Genomic DNA, 15,160 nt, shown 5'->3' with positions numbered 1-15,160 from the left:
GGCGCCGGGGTGTCGCCCTCTGGGCGGGAATGCGGGGAACGCGTACGGTATGGGTCCGTCCCGTACGTGATCATCGAGAGGGGCTGCCTCCATGGCGCAGGAAGTACGCGGAGTCATCGCAGCGGGGAAGAATGAGCCGGTGCGGGTGGAGACGATCGTGGTGCCGGATCCGGGTCCGGGGGAGGCTGTGGTCCGGGTGCAGGCGTGCGGGGTGTGTCATACGGATCTGCATTACAAGCAGGGCGGGATCAGTGAGGAGTTTCCGTTTCTGCTGGGGCATGAGGCGGCGGGGGTGGTGGAGTCGGTGGGGGAGGGTGTCGCCGAGGTCGCGGTCGGGGATTTCGTGATTTTGAACTGGCGGGCGGTGTGTGGGCAGTGCCGGGCGTGTTTGCGGGGGCGTCCGCAGTACTGCTTCGCCACGCACAATGCCGGGCAGAAGATGACGCTGGTGGATGGGAGGGAGTTGTCGCCGGCGTTGGGGATCGGGGCGTTTGCGGAGAAGACGCTGGTGGCGGCGGGGCAGTGCACGAAGGTGGATCCGTCGGTGTCGCCGGCGGTGGCGGGGTTGCTGGGCTGTGGGGTGATGGCGGGCATCGGCGCGGCCATCAATACCGGCAATGTGGGCCGGGGTGACTCGGTGGCGGTGATCGGCTGTGGTGGGGTCGGGGATGCGGCGATCGCCGGGGCGCGGTTGGCGGGGGCGGCGAGGATCATTGCGGTGGATATCGATGACCGGAAGCTGGCCAAGGCGGAGTCGGTCGGTGCCACGCATACGGTGAACTCCAAGGCGGTGGACCCGGTGGCGGCGATCCGGGAGCTGACCGGTGGCTTCGGGGCGGATGTGGTGATCGAGGCGGTGGGGCGTCCGGAGACTTACAAGCAGGCGTTTTATGCGCGGGATCTGGCGGGGACGGTCGTCCTGGTCGGCGTGCCGACCCCCGACATGACTCTGGAGCTGCCGTTGCTGGACGTCTTCGGGCGGGGTGGGGCGTTGAAGTCCTCCTGGTACGGGGACTGTCTGCCCTCCCGGGACTTCCCGATGCTGGTGGATCTGCATCAGCAGGGGCGTCTGGATCTGGGGGCGTTCGTGACCGAGACGATCGGGATCGGGGATGTGGAGGAGGCGTTTGCCCGGATGCATGAGGGTGATGTGCTGCGCTCGGTGGTGGTGCTGTGATGGCGGCGCGTATTGAACACCTCGTCACCTCCGGCACGTTCACCCTCGACGGCGGCGCCTGGGACGTCGACAACAACGTCTGGATCATCGGCGATGACGAGGAAGCAGTCGTCATCGACGCCGCGCACGACGCGGACGCGATCCTCGCCGCGCTCGGCGGGCGGCGGCTGCGGGCCGTGCTCTGCACGCACGCGCACAACGACCACATCGACGCCGCGCCCACACTGGCGTCCCGTACCGGTGCGACGATCCACCTCCACCCCGACGACCTGCCGTTGTGGAAGCAGACCTACCCGAGCGGCGCGCCGGACCGGGAGCTGGCGCACGGGCAGGTGCTGACGATCGCCGGCACGGACCTCACCGTGCTGCACACACCGGGGCACGCGCCCGGTGCCGTCTGTTTCCACGCGCCGGACCTCGGGGTCGTGTTCAGCGGGGACACGCTCTTCAAGGGCGGGCCAGGGGCGACCGGGCGATCGTTCTCGGACTTTCCGACCATCATCGAATCGATCCGCGAGCGGCTGCTGACGCTGCCACCGCAGACGAGGGTGCTGACCGGGCACGGCGACAGCACCACCATCGGGGACGAGGCGCCGCACGTGGAGGAGTGGATCGCGCGGGGCCACTGAGGCGGGGCCGTACCGGTGTCGCTTGCTGCCGGTTTTCGAACCTTTGCGCCGCTCTCCCCTGCACTCCTGGAGGCGGGCCGGTTACCGTGCTCCGTATGGCAACCAGCACCGCACCGACCGCGCACGGCTACGCATTGCTGATTGCCGCCGATCCGCCGGTGCGGCGGCCGCTGCCGGCGACCACCGTGCTGCCGCAGCTGGCCGCCGTTCCGCCGGCGCACCTCGTGGGTGCGCCGTTCGCCAGCGCCGTGCAGCTGGCGAACCCGGACGACCCCAACACGGTGCTGACCCACATCCGTACCGCGGCCGCTGTCGAGGGCCCGCTGCTGATCTACGTGGCGGGTCACCTCCAGGTGGACTCGCGGCAGGGCAGACCGCATCTGGCGCTGGCCCGGACGGCGCCGCGCACGGTCCGGTACACCGCGCTGCCGTGGCACTGGCTCACCGCTGAACTCCAGCACCGGCCGCCGGGCAGCACCACGGTGCTGGCCGACCTGGCGGCGGCGCCGGAGGTCTGGCAGCAGCTGGGCGAGGGGCGGCTGTCGCTGGGCGGACCGTTCCTGCTGTACGGCACGGTCCAGCGCGGCGACAAGCGGGTCCGGCCCGCGCCGGCGTACACCCAGGCGCTGGCGCAGGCGCTGCGGACGACGGCCCGGCGGCCCGGTACGGAAGAACTGCACGGCTACGTGGCGCGCACCGCCGCGCTGGACGGCGCGACGACGCTGTGGCTGGGCGGACCGCCGGTTCCTGAGGGGACGGCGGATGCGTGGGTGGCCGCGCCTCCGGCTGCGTCTGCGTCTGCGCCTGTGGCACCTGGCCCGGTCGGAGCCGGTCCGGTCGGATTCGACCCTGCCTCCGGTCCGGTCGGATGCGACCCCGCCTCCGGTCCGGTCGCGTCCGGTCCGGTTGTGCCCGCTGCGTACGCGCCTGCTGTGCCCGCGCCCGCTCCCGTACCCGTGGAAGGGCCGGTTGCGGCCCCGGAGCAGGCCTCTGCGCCTGCGGCCGTACCCGCGCCCGGAAGCGCACCTGCGCCCGAGCCGGTGGCGGAGGCGGCACCCGTGCCCGCGCCCGAGCCCGAACCGGCGGTGGAGGCGTCCCTCGCGCCCGAACCGGCGGTGGAGGCGCCGCCCGCGCCTGAGTCGGCGCCCGCGCCCGTTCGTGCGCCCGAGCCGGAGCCCGACTACGAGCTGGCCCCCGCAGCTACGGACGTCCCGCCCGCCCCGGAGGCCAGCGGTTCGGCCACCCCGGAGGCCAGTGGTTCGCCGGCTCCGGAGGCCAGCGGTTCGGCCACCCCGGACGCCGACGGGCCGGCCACCGTGCCCCCGATGCCCGCGCGGCCGCCGATTCCCGTGGTGGCGGCCATACCCCCGGTGCCGGGGGCGGCGCCTGCCGAGGACCCGCACCACGCCGTGTTCGCCGCGGCCGCCGCCGGGCGGCACGGGGAGGCCGCCGCGATGGCCGCGGCCTGGGAGCAGGCGGCCCTTCGGAGTCACGGGCCGGTGTCCTCCGAGGCGGTGCACTGGATCGAGGTGCAGGCCGAGCTGGCCCGGCTGGCCGAGGAGCCGGTACGGGCGAGCGGGCTGTGGATGCGCTCCGCGCACGTCCGGCTGGCCGGCGGGCAGAGCGAGACGGACCCCGAGGTCACGGCCGCGGTGGACCGCGCCCACCACTGCTGGCACCAGGTCAGCGACCACGCCAGCATCCGGGACCTGGGTGTCGAGCTGGCGAACCTGCGCGACCGGGTCCCCGGCAAGAGCGGCGCCCGCGACGACGTGCAGCGCCGCCTCACCCAGCTGACGGAGCCCGCCGGCCGCTAGCCGGTCCCGCCGACCGTCAGCCGGTCCCGGCGAGCCCGGCCGCCTCGCTCGTCGCCCGCTCCAGGACGCGGGAGGCCACCGCGGGGGAGTCCACCAGCGGGTGCAGCGCGAGGGCCCGCAGCGCCGCCTCACGGTCCTTGAAGACGGCCGCCTCCACGGTCGCCCGCTCCACCGCCTTCAGCTGGAGCATCAGCCCCAGCTGGTCCTCGCGGAGCGGGGCGCACGGCAGCGGCTCGGCGCCGCCCGCGCCCACCTCGCACACCGTCTCGATGATCGCCTCGGGGGCGAGCGCCGGGACGGTCGTACCGTTGCGCACGTTCAGGATCAGCCGGGCCCGCCGGTCGTTCGCGATCGCGTGCATCAGGGCCAGCGCCACCCGGTCGTACCCGCCGCCCTCCAGGTCGCAGCTGTCCCGCTGCCAGCCGCCGCCGGCCTCCCGGCTCTCCGCCATGTACGTCTCCTCGCGCTCCAGGCGCGTGCGCTCCCACAGCGCGTACGCGTCCTCGGGGCGCCCGGCCGCCGCTTCGAAGAAGCCGCCCTGCTGACGGTCGAGGAAGGCACCGCGGGGCTCGTCCGCCTCCCGTACGGAGGCGAGCGTCTCGCGGCGGAAGTAGTAGTAGTGCAGGTACTCGTTGGGGAGCGCCCCGAGGGCGTGCAGCCACTCCGCCCCGAAGAGCCGGCCCTCCTCGAAGGAGCCGAGCGCTTCGGGGTCGGCGAGCAGCCCCGGGAGCAGATCGCGGCCCTCGTGGGCCAGCGACCGCAGCCACCCGAGGTGGTTCAGCCCCACGTAGTCGTACGTCACCGCGTCCGGGTCGGCGCCCGCGGCCCGCGCCGCCCGGCGCACCAGCCCGACCGGCGAGTCACAGATGCCGATCACACGGTCGCCCAGCACCTCCGCCATCGCCTCGGTGACCATGCCCGCCGGGTTGGTGAAGTTGATGACCCAGGCGTCCGGCGCCAGCGCCGCGGCCCGTTCGGCGATGCGCAGCGCCACAGGGATCGTGCGCAGCCCGTAGAGCACGCCGCCCGCGCCCACGGTCTCCTGGCCGAGCACGCCTTCGGAGAGCGGGATCCGCTCGTCGGCGACGCGTCCCGCCGTACCGCCGACCCGGATCGCGGAGAAGACGAAGTCCGCACCGCGCAGGGCGTCGTCGAGGTCCGCCGCGAGCCGTACCCGCACCGGCCGTTCCCGCCCCGCCGCCTGCTGCTCCAGGACGGCCGCGATCACCCGCAGGCGGTGCGGGTCGGTGTCGTACAGCGTCACCTCCGTCACGGCGCGCGTGGAGTCGTCGAGCAACGCGCGGTGGACCAGGGGTACCCGGAATCCACCACCACCGAGAATCGTGAGCCTCATGGGCCGGAACGTACCGCACGCGCGCGAGCCCGGACCCGCCCCGCCGTCGACCGCCCGGCGCCCTGATCCGGCACACTGGCGTGACGCGCACGGACGGAAGGGGCAGGCAAGGTGAGCGCTCGAGACGGAGAACGGTTCGCCCCCATGAGTCCCGCGCCGACGGTGCTCGATCCGCTCGCCGCCGTACGCGGGCCGCAGGACCCGGCCACGGATGTGTACCTCACCGGCACGGTGTTCCTGGACATCATCTTCACGGGGCTGGACTCGGCACCGGTACGCGGCACCGAGTCCTGGGCGCGGGGCATGGGTTCGAGCCCGGGCGGCGTCGCCAACATGGCCACCGCGCTGGCCCGGCTGGGCCTGCACACCTCGCTGGCCGCGGCCTTCGGGGACGACATGTACGGCGAGTACTGCTGGGACGCGCTGCGCCAGGGGGAGGGCATCGATCTGTCGATGTCCCGGAAGGTGCCCGGGTGGCACTCCCCGGTGACGGTCTCCATGGCGTACGAGGGCGAGCGCACGATGGTCTCGCACGGACACGAGGCGCCGCCGCCGGAGTCCGCCTTCGACGGCGGGCACGCGCCCGGCTGCCCGCCCGCCTCGCGCGCCTGCGTCGCCTCGCTGGTCCCGGGGCGCCGGGAGGGCTGGCTGGGCTGTGCGGCGGGCCGTGGCGCCCGGATCTTCGCCGACGTGGGCTGGGACGACACCGGGCGCTGGGATCCGGCCGACCTCGCCGACCTCGAACACTGCGAGGCGTTCCTGCCGAACGCCGAGGAGGCGATGCGGTACACGCGTACGGAGTCGCCGCAGGCCGCCGCCCGGAAGCTCGCCGATCTGGTGCCGGTCGCCGTGGTCACCATGGGGGCGCGGGGCGCCTGCGCGGTGGACGCGCGTACCGGCGAGAGCGCCGAGGTCCCGGCGATCGCGGTGGAGGCGCTGGACCCGACGGGCGCCGGCGACGTCTTCGTGGCGGGCTTCGTGACGGGCTCGCTCGCGGGGTGGCCGCTGGCGGACCGGCTGGCGTTCGCGGGGCTGACGGCGGCGCTGTCGGTGCAGGAGTTCGGCGGTTCGCTGTCCGCGCCGGGCTGGGCGGAGATCGCCACGTGGTGGCAGCGGGTACGGGATCACCACGTCGAGGCGCTGGCGGGTCCCGTGGGCGGCCGGGACGGCTGCGGCCTCCCGCTGCGCGACCGCTACGCGTTCCTGGAGGGCGTCCTCCCGGCCGCGTACCGTCAGTGGCCTCTGGCCCGTGCCCTCCCGACGATCGGCTTCCGCCGCGCGAGGTAGCGGGCCTCGCGGAGCGGCCCTCTCACCCGCCCCCGAAAAGTTCTCCGTCGTTGTCGGTGCCGCGTCGTACCCTGGACGTGCTCAGGAGAGCCGCAGGCATCGCTACGTAGAAATGGGGATCAGCAGGCCACAGAGCCGGCCCATGACGCAGACACCCACCAATCAGCAGGCGCGCGCCCAGTTCACCGTCCCGCCCAAGCACCCCATGGTCACGGTCCTGGGATCCGGGGACTCGTTGCTGCGCGTGATCGAGAACGCCTTCCCGGCGGCCGACATCCACGTCCGTGGCAATGAGGTCAGCGCGGTCGGAAATCCCGAGGACGTCGCGCTCATCCAGCGCCTGTTCGACGAGATGATGCTGGTGCTCCGCACCGGACAGCCGATGACGGAGGACGCAGTGGAACGCTCGATCGCCATGCTGCGCTCGGCGGACAACGGCGAGAGCGAGACGAGCGAGACCCCCGCAGAGGTGCTCACGCAGAACATCCTCTCCAACCGGGGCCGCACGATCCGTCCGAAGACGCTGAACCAGAAGCGGTACGTCGACGCCATCGACAAGCACACCGTCGTCTTCGGCATCGGCCCCGCCGGTACGGGCAAGACCTACCTCGCCATGGCCAAGGCGGTGCAGGCCCTGCAGTCCAAGCAGGTCAACCGCATCATCCTGACCCGGCCCGCGGTCGAGGCGGGCGAGCGCCTGGGCTTCCTGCCCGGCACGCTCTACGAGAAGATCGACCCGTACCTGCGCCCGCTCTACGACGCGCTGCACGACATGCTCGACCCCGACTCGATCCCGCGCCTGATGGCCGCCGGGACGATCGAGGTCGCGCCGCTGGCGTACATGCGCGGCCGGACGCTGAACGACGCGTTCATCATCCTGGACGAGGCGCAGAACACGAACCCCGAGCAGATGAAGATGTTCCTCACCCGGCTCGGCTTCGACTCGAAGATCGTGATCACGGGTGACGTGACCCAGATCGACCTGCCCGGCGGCACGAAGAGCGGTCTGCGCCAGGTCCAGGAGATCCTGGACGGCGTCGACGACGTCCATTTCTCGCGCCTCACCAGCACCGACGTCGTCCGGCACAAGCTCGTGGGCCGTATTGTCGACGCGTACGAGCAGTACGACAGCCGCAACGGAAAGCACTGAGCAGAGCAACGATGGCAATCGACGTCAACAACGAGTCCGGTACGGACATCGACGAGCAGGCGATCCTCGACGTCGCCCGCTACGCGCTCGCCCGGATGCGCATCCACCCGCTGTCCGAGCTGTCGGTCATCGTCGTCGACGCCGACGCCATGGAGCAGCTGCACATCCAGTGGATGGACCTCCCCGGGCCGACCGACGTGATGTCCTTCCCGATGGACGAGCTGCGGCCGCCGGCCAAGGACGAGGAGGAGCCCCCGCAGGGGCTCCTCGGCGACATCGTCCTCTGCCCCGAGGTCGCCAAGAAGCAGGGCGAGGACGCGCCGACCGGGCACTCCATGAACGAGGAGCTGCAGCTGCTCACCGTCCACGGTGTCCTGCACCTCCTCGGGTACGACCACGAGGAGCCGGACGAGAAGGCCGAGATGTTCGGCCTCCAGGCGGCGATCATCGACGGCTGGCGGGCCGAGCAGGGCATCGAGGGCCCGTCCCCGGCGCCCACCACCCGGTGACGCGGTGTCCGCCCAGCTGATCGCCGTCGCGGTCCTCCTCGTCGTGGTCGCCTGGCTCGCCGCCTGCGCGGAGGCGGGCCTCGCCCGTACGACCAGCTTCCGCGCCGAGGAGGCCGTACGGTCGGGCCGGCGCGGCGCGGCGAAGCTCGCCGCCGTCGCCGCCGACCCCACCCGCTACCTCAACGTCGCCCTGCTGGTGCGGGTCGGGTGCGAGATGGCCGCTGCCGTGGTCGTCACCTACTGGTGCGTGCGCCGGTTCGCCGAGACGTGGGAGGCGCTGACCGTCGCCATCGCGGTGATGGTGCTGGTGTCGTACGTCGCGGTGGGGGTCTCGCCGCGCACGATCGGTCGGCAGCACCCGCTGAACACCGCCACGGCCGCCGCGTACGTCCTCCTGCCCCTGGCCCGGATCATGGGCCCGATCCCGCAGCTGCTGATCCTCATCGGTAACGCGCTCACGCCCGGCAAGGGCTTCCGCAAGGGCCCGTTCGCCTCCGAGGCCGAGCTGCGCGCGATGGTCGACCTCGCGGAGCAGGAGTCGCTGATCGAGGACGAGGAGCGCCGCATGGTGCACTCCGTCTTCCAGCTCGGCGACACGCTCGTGCGCGAGGTCATGGTGCCGCGTACGGACCTGGTGTCCGTCGAGCGCTTCAAGACCATCCGGCAGGCGCTGACGCTGGCGCTGCGCTCCGGGTTCTCGCGCATCCCCGTGACGGGGGAGAGTGAGGACGACGTGGTGGGTGTCGTCTACGTCAAGGACCTCGCGCGGAAGGTGCACATCAGCCGCGATGCCGAGACCGAGCTGGTCTCCACGGCGATGCGCCCCGCGGTGTTCGTGCCCGACACGAAGAACGCCGGTGACCTGCTGCGTGAGATGCAGCGCGACCGCAACCACGTTGCGGTCGTCATCGACGAGTACGGGGGTACCGCGGGGATCGTCACGATCGAGGACATCCTCGAGGAGATCGTCGGCGAGATCACCGACGAGTACGACCGCGAGCTGCCGCCGGTGCAGGAGCTGGGCGACGGCCGGTACCGCGTCACGGCTCGCCTCGACATCGGCGACCTCGGCGAGCTGTACGGGCTGGAGCTGGACGACGAGGACGTGGAGACGGTCGGGGGGCTGCTCGCCAAGCTGCTGGGGCGTGTCCCGATCGCGGGGGCCCAGGCGGAGGTGGATCTGACGGCTGATGCCGTCGATCCGGCGCTGAAGGCGCTTCGGCTGACGGCGGAGTCGCCTGCGGGCCGCCGCAACAAGATCGTCACGGTTCTGGTAGAGCCGGTCGGCGCGGCGGCGCCGGAGGGGCCGGGGGCTGCGGTCGAGTAGGGCGTGCGGTCGTTGCCGGGTGCGGCGCCGGTTCGCCTGCGGCGGGCATTGCCGTTGCGCGGGGCTTGGCGTCACGGGGCGGGCCTCCGCGGTAGGGGGTCCGGACTGCTTCGCTTCACGTCCGGACCCCCTACCGCTCCGGCCCGTCCCCTCCCGTCGGGGTGGGTGGAAAGACAGGCCGTCGGGGTGGCGCCCCGTTGGAGTGTGCGGGTGGCAGAACGCATATCCTCGGGCGTATGAGCGAAGCTGCCCCCGTGGATCCGGAAGACCGCAAGATCATTACGCTCGCCCGTTCGGCGCGTGCCCGTAACGGTGTCGCCGAAGGCGCCGCCGTACGGGACGAGACCGGGCGGACGTACGTCGCGGGCACCGTCACCCTCGACTCCCTGAAGCTGACCGCCCTGCAGACCGCCGTCGCGATGGCCGTCGCCAGTGGCGCGCAGTCCCTGGAGGCCGCCGCCGTCGTGACCGAGGCGGCCACCGCGGCGGACGAGGACCGGGCCGCCGTCCGCGATCTGGGCGGTGCGGAGACCCCCGTACTGGTCGCAGGCCCCGACGGCGTCCTCCGCGAGACCGTCAAGGCCGGCTGAGCGCCCGAGGACGCGGAACCACCGGTCCGGCCGGCCCGGCCGGACCGGGCCGGTGGTCGGTGTCATGCCCGCGATCGGGGAGAATGGGCGCCATGAGCGTTCGTACAGACTCCTCCGCCCCGCACCGCGCCGGCTTCGCGTGCTTCGTCGGCCGCCCGAACGCGGGCAAGTCCACCCTGACGAACGCTCTCGTCGGTACGAAGGTGGCCATCACCTCCAACCGGCCGCAGACCACCCGGCACACCGTCCGCGGCATCGTGCACCGGCCGGACGCCCAGCTCGTGCTGGTGGACACTCCGGGGCTGCACAAGCCGCGCACGCTGCTGGGCGAGCGGCTGAACGACGTGGTGCGGACGACGTGGGCCGAGGTCGATGTGATCGGCTTCTGTCTGCCCGCCGACCAGAAGATCGGCCCGGGGGACCGTTTCATCGCGGGCGAGCTGGCCGGGATCAAGAAGACGCCGAAGGTCGCGATCGTGACCAAGAGCGATCTGGTGGACTCCAAGGCGCTGGCCGAGCAGCTGATCGCCATCGACAAGCTGGGGCAGGACCTCGGTATCGAGTGGCAGGAGATCGTGCCGGTGTCGGCGGTCGGCGACAAGCAGGTCTCCCTGCTCGCCGATCTGCTGGTGCCGATGCTGCCCGAGAGCCCGCCGCTGTATCCGGAGGGCGACCTCACCGACGAGCCCGAGCAGGTCATGGTCGCCGAGCTGATCCGCGAGGCGGCCCTGGAGGGCGTGCGGGACGAGCTGCCGCACTCCATCGCGGTCGTGGTCGAGGAGATGCTGCCGCGCGAGGACCGGCCCGCCGACAAGCCGCTGCTGGACGTGCACGCGATCGTCTACATCGAGCGGCCCAGCCAGAAGGGCATCATCATCGGCCCCAAGGGCAAGCGCCTGAAGGACGTCGGGATGAAGTCGCGGAAGCACATTGAGGCGCTGCTCGGTACGCCGGTCTACCTGGATCTGCATGTGAAGGTCGCCAAGGACTGGCAGCGGGATCCGAAGCAGCTGCGCAAGCTGGGTTTCTGAGCACGGGGAGCACGGGGGATCACGCCACGCTCCGGATGCGGCGTACGAAGAGTGCGCCGGCCAGGCCGGCCGCCGCGGCTGTCAGGTACAGCGCGGGATAGCCGCCCAGGTGGCGGACGACCGGGGCGGCCAGCGCCGGGGCGACCACCTGCGGCAGCGAGTTGGCGATGTTGATGATGCCGAGGTCCTTGCCGCGGTCGGCGGCGGCCGGCAGGACGTCCGTCATCAGCGCGAAGTCGACCGAGGTGAAGACGCCGAAGCCGATGCCCAGCACGGCGGCGGCGACCAGTGCGCCGGGCCAGGTCTGCCAGCAGGCGAGCAGCACGGTGGCCACCGCCATCAGCACCCCGGCCCACAGGACGAACGGCTTGCGGCGGCCCGTGCGGTCCGACCAGTGGCCGGCCGCCACGACGGTGGCCAGGAGCAGGGCGCCGTTGACGGCGGTGAGGAGCAGGACGCCGTTCTCCGGGTCCGGGTGGTGCAGCGCGTCGCGCAGGTAGTAGAGCAGGTAGAGCAGGACGAGGCTGTTGCCCAGGTTGATCAGGAAGCGGGTCAGCCAGGCCCAGGCCAGGTCCGGGTGGCGGCGCGGGCCGAGCCGGAAGCCGGACAGGAACGTGCGCCAGGAGAAGGGCGGGCGGTGGTCGGCGGGCAGCACCGGGTCGCGGTGCAGCAGGACGTACGGGAGCGGCGCGAGGAGCGTGAAGGCGGCGCAGGCGAGGTAGCCGGCGGTGATTCCGCCGGCCGCGGTCGCGAGGCCGGTACCGGCCAGGACGCCGAGGATCTGGGCCACGCCCAGCCAGCCGCCGACCGCGCCGCGCTGCCGCCGCGGCACCCGGTCCGGCACCGCGGCCGTGAGCGCCGCGAACGCGGCGCTGAGTGCCAGCTGTACCAGGCACCAGCCCAGCAGCATCGACGCCGGGCTGTCCGCGACGGCCAGCAGCGTGAGCCCGCCCGCACCGCCGAGGACGCCGCCCACGATCCAGGGCCGTCGGCGGCCGAAGCGGGCGGCCGTACGGTCCGAGGCAGCGCCGAAGAGGGGAGTGGCGGCCAGCGCGACGGCGGCGCCCGCGCCCGTCACCCAGGCCAGTACGGACTCCTTGGACGTGCCCGGGGGCGCGAGCCCGGCGGCCTGGGACGCGAGGAGGATCTGCAGCGGACCGAACCAGCCGACCCACAAGGCCCCGTTCGCGAGGGAGAGGGCGGCGGTCCAGCCGCCGCCGACCCGTTCGGCGGGCTCGGTCAGGGCGTCCGGGCCCGCCCCCGGTCTCACCGCTGGGCCCGCAGTGCGTCCCGGAGCCAGTGGAAGGACGCCTTCGGGGTGCGGGTGAGGGTTTCGTGGTCGACGTGGACCAGGCCGAAGCGCTGCGCATACCCCTCCGCCCACTCGAAGTTGTCGAGGAGGGACCAGACGAAGTAGCCGCGGACGTCCACCCCGGCGGTCATCGCCTCGTGCAGGGCCCGCAGGTGGCCGTCGAGGAACGCGATGCGTTCGGGGTCCTCGATGCCGTCGTACGAGCAGCCGTTCTCGGTGATCACGACGGGTGGGAGGGCGGTGCCGTAGCGGTCGTGGAAGGTGGTGAGCAGCTCGGTCAGGGCCTCGGGGACGACCGGCCAGCCGAAGGCGGTGCGGGGACGGTCGGTGATCTCGCGCGGCGCGAAGGGGAGCTCCGGTGGCAGGGGGATGCCCCCGAGGCCGGTCACGGGGGCCGCCGGGTCCGGTGCTCCCACCCGCGTCGGCTGGTAGTAGTTGATCCCGTACCAGTCCAGGGGCTGGGAGATGACCTTCAGGTCCTCGGCCACCGGGCCCGGCAGCAGTGCGGCCAGCTCCTCGTCCGGGTAGCGGCCGAGCAGCAGGGGGTCGGCGAAGAGGCGGTTGAGGAGGAGGTCGTAGAGGCCGGCGGCGCTCCGGTCGGCTTCGCTCTCGGAGGCCGGCCATGTCGGGCCGTGCGAGTTGGCGATGCCGACGCTGCCGGCGCCGCGGGCCCGGAGTGCCTGGAGTGCGAGGCCGTGCCCGAGGAGCTGGTGGTGGGCCGCGGGCAGCGCGTCGAAGAGCAGCTGCCTGCCCGGTGCGTGCACGCCCAGACCGTAGCCGAGGAGGGTGACCTCGGCGGGCTCGTTCAGGGTGATCCAGCGCGGTACGCGGTCCCCGAGGCGGGCCGCGACCACGTCCGCGTACGCGGCGAAGGCCTGTGCGGTGTCCCGTGCGAGCCAGCCGCCCGCCTCCTCCAGCGGCAGCGGGGTGTCCCAGTGGTAGAGCGTGGGGAGCGGCTGCACGCCGGCCGCCAGCAGCTCGTCGACCAGCCGGTCGTAGAAGTCCAGGCCCGCGGCGTTGACCCGGCCCGTGCCTCCGGGGAGTACGCGGGGCCAGGAGACCGAGAAGCGGTACGCGCCGGCGCCGAGGTCCGCGAGCAGCGCCACGTCCTCGCGGTAGCGGTGGTAGTGGCCGGTGGCGACGGTGGAGTCGGAGCCGTCCTTCACCCGGCCCGGTACGGCCGTGAACGCGTCCCAGGACGACCGGCCGCGCCCGTCCTCGTCGGCCGCGCCCTCGATCTGCTGTGCCGAGGTGGACACGCCCCACAGGAAACCGGCGGGGAAGCGGGGGAGGGAGCCGGGCGACGGGAGCGGCAGCGGCGTCATGGGCGGGATCTTCTTGACCCTTCAGTAACGTGTCAAGGGCGCGGGCGGAGCCGCCGGCCCGCCCCCCTGGCACGCGTTCGCTAGGCGCCTTCCTTGAGCACCCGGGTGATCAGCTTGCGCTGAGGATCGGTCAGCCGGGGATCGGCGCAGTACACCGTCCGGTCGCCGACGGTGATCTGGTACGTGAAACCGTCCGGCACGCCGACCGGCGGCTCGCTGCGTCCGTCGGCCATCGCGCGCGCGACCAGGTCGTCCCACTGCGCGGCGTCGGTCCGGTCGGCGGTGTCGATCTCGGCGTGCTTCTCTATCCCGGCGAAACCGCCGGTGCGCCTCACCTGAATCCGCATGGCGGCAGCCTTCTCCTCGGGACGCCGCCGGTCAATGACCCTGGCCGTTGGCGACCCCCACCTGCGACCAGGCTTTGACCACGGCCTGGTGTTCTTCGCCCTGGTCGCCGTACCGGGCCTTGGCGGCGTCGGTCGTCAGCTTGGCGAAATCCGCGAACTGGGCGTCCTTGGCGAGCTTCCCGCCGGTCAGTACGTCGTACCAGATCTGCCCCGCGCGCTCCCAGGCGTTGCCGCCGAGCGAGACCGCCGCGAGGTAGAAGGCGTGGTTGGGGATGCCGGAGTTGATGTGCACCCCGCCGTTGTCCTGCGAGGTGTGCACGTACCCGTCCATCGTCGCGGGCTGCGGGTCCTTGCCGAGCACGTCGTCGTCGTACGCCGTGCCGGGCGCCTTCATCGAGCGCAGCGCCGTGCCCTTGTCGACGGCCGGGCCCAGCAGCCCGTCGCCGATGAGCCAGTCCGCCTGCTCGGCGGTCTGCTCCAGCGAGTACTGCTTGATCAGTGAGCCGAAGACGTCGGAGACCGACTCGTTGAGCGCGCCGGACTGGCCGAGGTACTCCAGGTTGGCGGTGTACTGCGTGACGCCGTGCGTCAGCTCGTGCCCGATCACGTCCAGGGCGGTGGTGAAGTCGACGAACAGCTCGCCGTCGCCGTCCCCGAACACCATCCGCTCGCCGTCCCAGAAGGCGTTGGCGTACTCCTGGCCGTAATGGACCGTGGCGTCCAGCGGCAGGCCGACGCCGTCGATGGAGTGCCGGCCGTACGCCTTGAAGAACAGCTCGAAGGTGGCGCCGAGCCCCGCGAAGGCGCGGTTCACCGAGGAGTCCGATCCGGCGGGGTCGGACTCGCCGCGCACTTTCGTGCCGGGCAGGGTCTCCCGGTGCTCCGCGTCGTAGATCGTGCGCTGCGGCTTGTCGCTGCCGGCCCGTGCGGTGGCCGGGGCGGCGAGGCCGCGGACGGTGGTGAGACGGCGGCGGGTGCGCTGGAGCGCGTCGTGCTCCAGGGTGCGGCGGGCCCGGCCGGAGACCGTGTCGCTCTCGGCACGTGAGAGGTGGTCGAGGAGGTGCGGGGGGACGATCCCGCAGAAGGGATGGCTCTGGTTCGAAGAAGTGGCGTCCATGCGGCGAGCGTGGCACCGCGTGTGAGCCATGTCACTCCCCGCTGCCGAGATTCCCGCGATTGTGTGCTTGGTCGCTCATCGGCCACATCGGATCTCTCATCCCGCATACTGATACGGGACGTCCATGCGCCGTCGGTCTCGGCTACAGTGCTGAGCATCATGCGTTTCGGGCTGCTTCTTCTTAGCTG

At 72.4% G+C, this 15,160-nt stretch carries 14 protein-coding genes; 9 read left to right on the top strand and 5 right to left on the bottom strand.

Features of this window, described 5'->3' with window-relative positions; all coding sequences use genetic code 11:
* Nucleotides 1–91 precede the first annotated feature (91 nt).
* The 3 genes from AAC944_RS13105 (at nucleotide 92) to AAC944_RS13095 (ending at nucleotide 3,623) form a co-directional block, all read left to right on the top strand.
* Complete coding sequence (locus AAC944_RS13105; RefSeq protein WP_368397170.1) at nucleotides 92–1,177, top strand: S-(hydroxymethyl)mycothiol dehydrogenase; 1,086 nt, start codon at nucleotides 92–94, stop codon at nucleotides 1,175–1,177.
* Entirely contained in the window at nucleotides 1,177–1,806 is a 630-nt protein-coding gene (locus AAC944_RS13100; protein ID WP_030625132.1) for an MBL fold metallo-hydrolase, read from the top strand. Before AAC944_RS13105 ends, AAC944_RS13100 begins: the two co-directional genes overlap by 1 nt.
* Nucleotides 1,807–1,901: 95 nt before the next feature.
* Nucleotides 1,902–3,623, top strand: a complete 1,722-nt coding sequence (locus tag AAC944_RS13095; RefSeq protein WP_051872441.1) for a hypothetical protein — start codon at nucleotides 1,902–1,904, stop codon at nucleotides 3,621–3,623.
* A 16-nt stretch (nucleotides 3,624–3,639) separates the two neighbouring features.
* Here AAC944_RS13095 and AAC944_RS13090 read toward each other — a convergent pair whose 3' ends face one another.
* Nucleotides 3,640–4,977 carry a 6-phospho-beta-glucosidase gene (locus tag AAC944_RS13090; RefSeq protein WP_037773657.1) on the bottom strand — a complete coding sequence of 446 codons (1,338 nt, stop codon included), beginning with the start codon at nucleotides 4,975–4,977 and terminating at the stop codon, nucleotides 3,640–3,642.
* 144 nt (nucleotides 4,978–5,121) lie between these two features.
* Here AAC944_RS13090 and AAC944_RS13085 point away from each other — a divergent pair, with 144 nt between their 5' ends.
* From AAC944_RS13085 to era, 6 genes are all read left to right on the top strand, one after another.
* Complete coding sequence (locus AAC944_RS13085; protein ID WP_037773655.1) at nucleotides 5,122–6,264, top strand: carbohydrate kinase family protein; 1,143 nt, start codon at nucleotides 5,122–5,124, stop codon at nucleotides 6,262–6,264.
* Nucleotides 6,265–6,406: 142 nt separating this feature from the next.
* Nucleotides 6,407–7,414 carry a PhoH family protein gene (locus tag AAC944_RS13080; protein WP_030625124.1) on the top strand — a complete coding sequence of 336 codons (1,008 nt, stop codon included), beginning with the start codon at nucleotides 6,407–6,409 and terminating at the stop codon, nucleotides 7,412–7,414.
* An 11-nt stretch (nucleotides 7,415–7,425) separates the two neighbouring features.
* On the top strand, nucleotides 7,426–7,923 hold the full coding sequence (gene ybeY, locus AAC944_RS13075; RefSeq protein WP_030625122.1) for an rRNA maturation RNase YbeY: 498 nt from the start codon (nucleotides 7,426–7,428) through the stop codon (nucleotides 7,921–7,923).
* Nucleotides 7,924–7,927: 4 nt separating this feature from the next.
* Complete coding sequence (locus tag AAC944_RS13070; protein ID WP_030625120.1) at nucleotides 7,928–9,250, top strand: hemolysin family protein; 1,323 nt, start codon at nucleotides 7,928–7,930, stop codon at nucleotides 9,248–9,250.
* A 236-nt stretch (nucleotides 9,251–9,486) separates the two neighbouring features.
* Nucleotides 9,487–9,840 carry a hypothetical protein gene (locus AAC944_RS13065; RefSeq protein ID WP_030625119.1) on the top strand — a complete coding sequence of 118 codons (354 nt, stop codon included), beginning with the start codon at nucleotides 9,487–9,489 and terminating at the stop codon, nucleotides 9,838–9,840.
* Nucleotides 9,841–9,932: 92 nt separating this feature from the next.
* Nucleotides 9,933–10,871: a GTPase Era gene (era, locus tag AAC944_RS13060; RefSeq protein WP_030625117.1), complete on the top strand. Its 939-nt coding sequence runs from the start codon at nucleotides 9,933–9,935 to the stop codon at nucleotides 10,869–10,871.
* A 19-nt stretch (nucleotides 10,872–10,890) separates the two neighbouring features.
* On the opposite strand, the gene AAC944_RS13055 is transcribed toward era, so the two are convergent.
* The 4 genes from AAC944_RS13055 to AAC944_RS13040 form a co-directional block, all read right to left on the bottom strand.
* Nucleotides 10,891–12,141, bottom strand: coding sequence for an MFS transporter (locus tag AAC944_RS13055; RefSeq protein ID WP_030625115.1), 1,251 nt, complete (start codon nucleotides 12,139–12,141; stop codon nucleotides 10,891–10,893).
* Nucleotides 12,138–13,508, bottom strand: coding sequence for a GH1 family beta-glucosidase (locus AAC944_RS13050; RefSeq protein ID WP_030625113.1), 1,371 nt, complete (start codon nucleotides 13,506–13,508; stop codon nucleotides 12,138–12,140). Before AAC944_RS13050 ends, AAC944_RS13055 begins: the two co-directional genes overlap by 4 nt.
* 80 nt (nucleotides 13,509–13,588) lie before the next feature.
* A complete protein-coding gene (locus AAC944_RS13045; protein WP_030625111.1) occupies nucleotides 13,589–13,855 on the bottom strand; it encodes a protealysin inhibitor emfourin in 267 nt (88 codons plus the stop codon).
* 31 nt (nucleotides 13,856–13,886) lie between these two features.
* Nucleotides 13,887–14,972 (bottom strand): M4 family metallopeptidase, encoded by a 1,086-nt coding sequence (locus tag AAC944_RS13040; protein ID WP_030625109.1) that lies wholly within the window; start codon nucleotides 14,970–14,972, stop codon nucleotides 13,887–13,889.
* Nucleotides 14,973–15,160: the final 188 nt, after the last annotated feature.

The sequence above is a fragment of the Streptomyces sclerotialus genome, from assembly GCF_040907265.1.
Taxonomy (GTDB): Bacteria; Actinomycetota; Actinomycetes; order Streptomycetales; family Streptomycetaceae; genus Streptomyces; species Streptomyces sclerotialus.
The sequence above is the reverse complement of the archived record's forward strand: the minus strand, read 5'-3'. Positions and strand labels throughout refer to the sequence as shown.

What these genes read in the sequence shown, in the direction of transcription:
- ybeY (WP_030625122.1), top strand. Translation starts at nt 7,426, where the DNA reads ATGGCAATCGACGTCAACAACGAGTCCGGTACGGACATCGACGAGCAG.
- AAC944_RS13105 (WP_368397170.1), top strand. Translation starts at nt 92, where the DNA reads ATGGCGCAGGAAGTACGCGGAGTCATCGCAGCGGGGAAGAATGAGCCG.
- era (WP_030625117.1), top strand. Translation starts at nt 9,933, where the DNA reads ATGAGCGTTCGTACAGACTCCTCCGCCCCGCACCGCGCCGGCTTCGCG.
- AAC944_RS13080 (WP_030625124.1), top strand. Translation starts at nt 6,407, where the DNA reads ATGACGCAGACACCCACCAATCAGCAGGCGCGCGCCCAGTTCACCGTC.
- AAC944_RS13085 (WP_037773655.1), top strand. Translation starts at nt 5,122, where the DNA reads ATGAGTCCCGCGCCGACGGTGCTCGATCCGCTCGCCGCCGTACGCGGG.
- AAC944_RS13040 (WP_030625109.1), bottom strand. Translation starts at nt 14,972, where the DNA reads ATGGACGCCACTTCTTCGAACCAGAGCCATCCCTTCTGCGGGATCGTC.
- AAC944_RS13100 (WP_030625132.1), top strand. Translation starts at nt 1,177, where the DNA reads ATGGCGGCGCGTATTGAACACCTCGTCACCTCCGGCACGTTCACCCTC.
- AAC944_RS13090 (WP_037773657.1), bottom strand. Translation starts at nt 4,977, where the DNA reads ATGAGGCTCACGATTCTCGGTGGTGGTGGATTCCGGGTACCCCTGGTC.
- AAC944_RS13095 (WP_051872441.1), top strand. Translation starts at nt 1,902, where the DNA reads ATGGCAACCAGCACCGCACCGACCGCGCACGGCTACGCATTGCTGATT.
- AAC944_RS13065 (WP_030625119.1), top strand. Translation starts at nt 9,487, where the DNA reads ATGAGCGAAGCTGCCCCCGTGGATCCGGAAGACCGCAAGATCATTACG.
- AAC944_RS13045 (WP_030625111.1), bottom strand. Translation starts at nt 13,855, where the DNA reads ATGCGGATTCAGGTGAGGCGCACCGGCGGTTTCGCCGGGATAGAGAAG.
- AAC944_RS13050 (WP_030625113.1), bottom strand. Translation starts at nt 13,508, where the DNA reads ATGACGCCGCTGCCGCTCCCGTCGCCCGGCTCCCTCCCCCGCTTCCCC.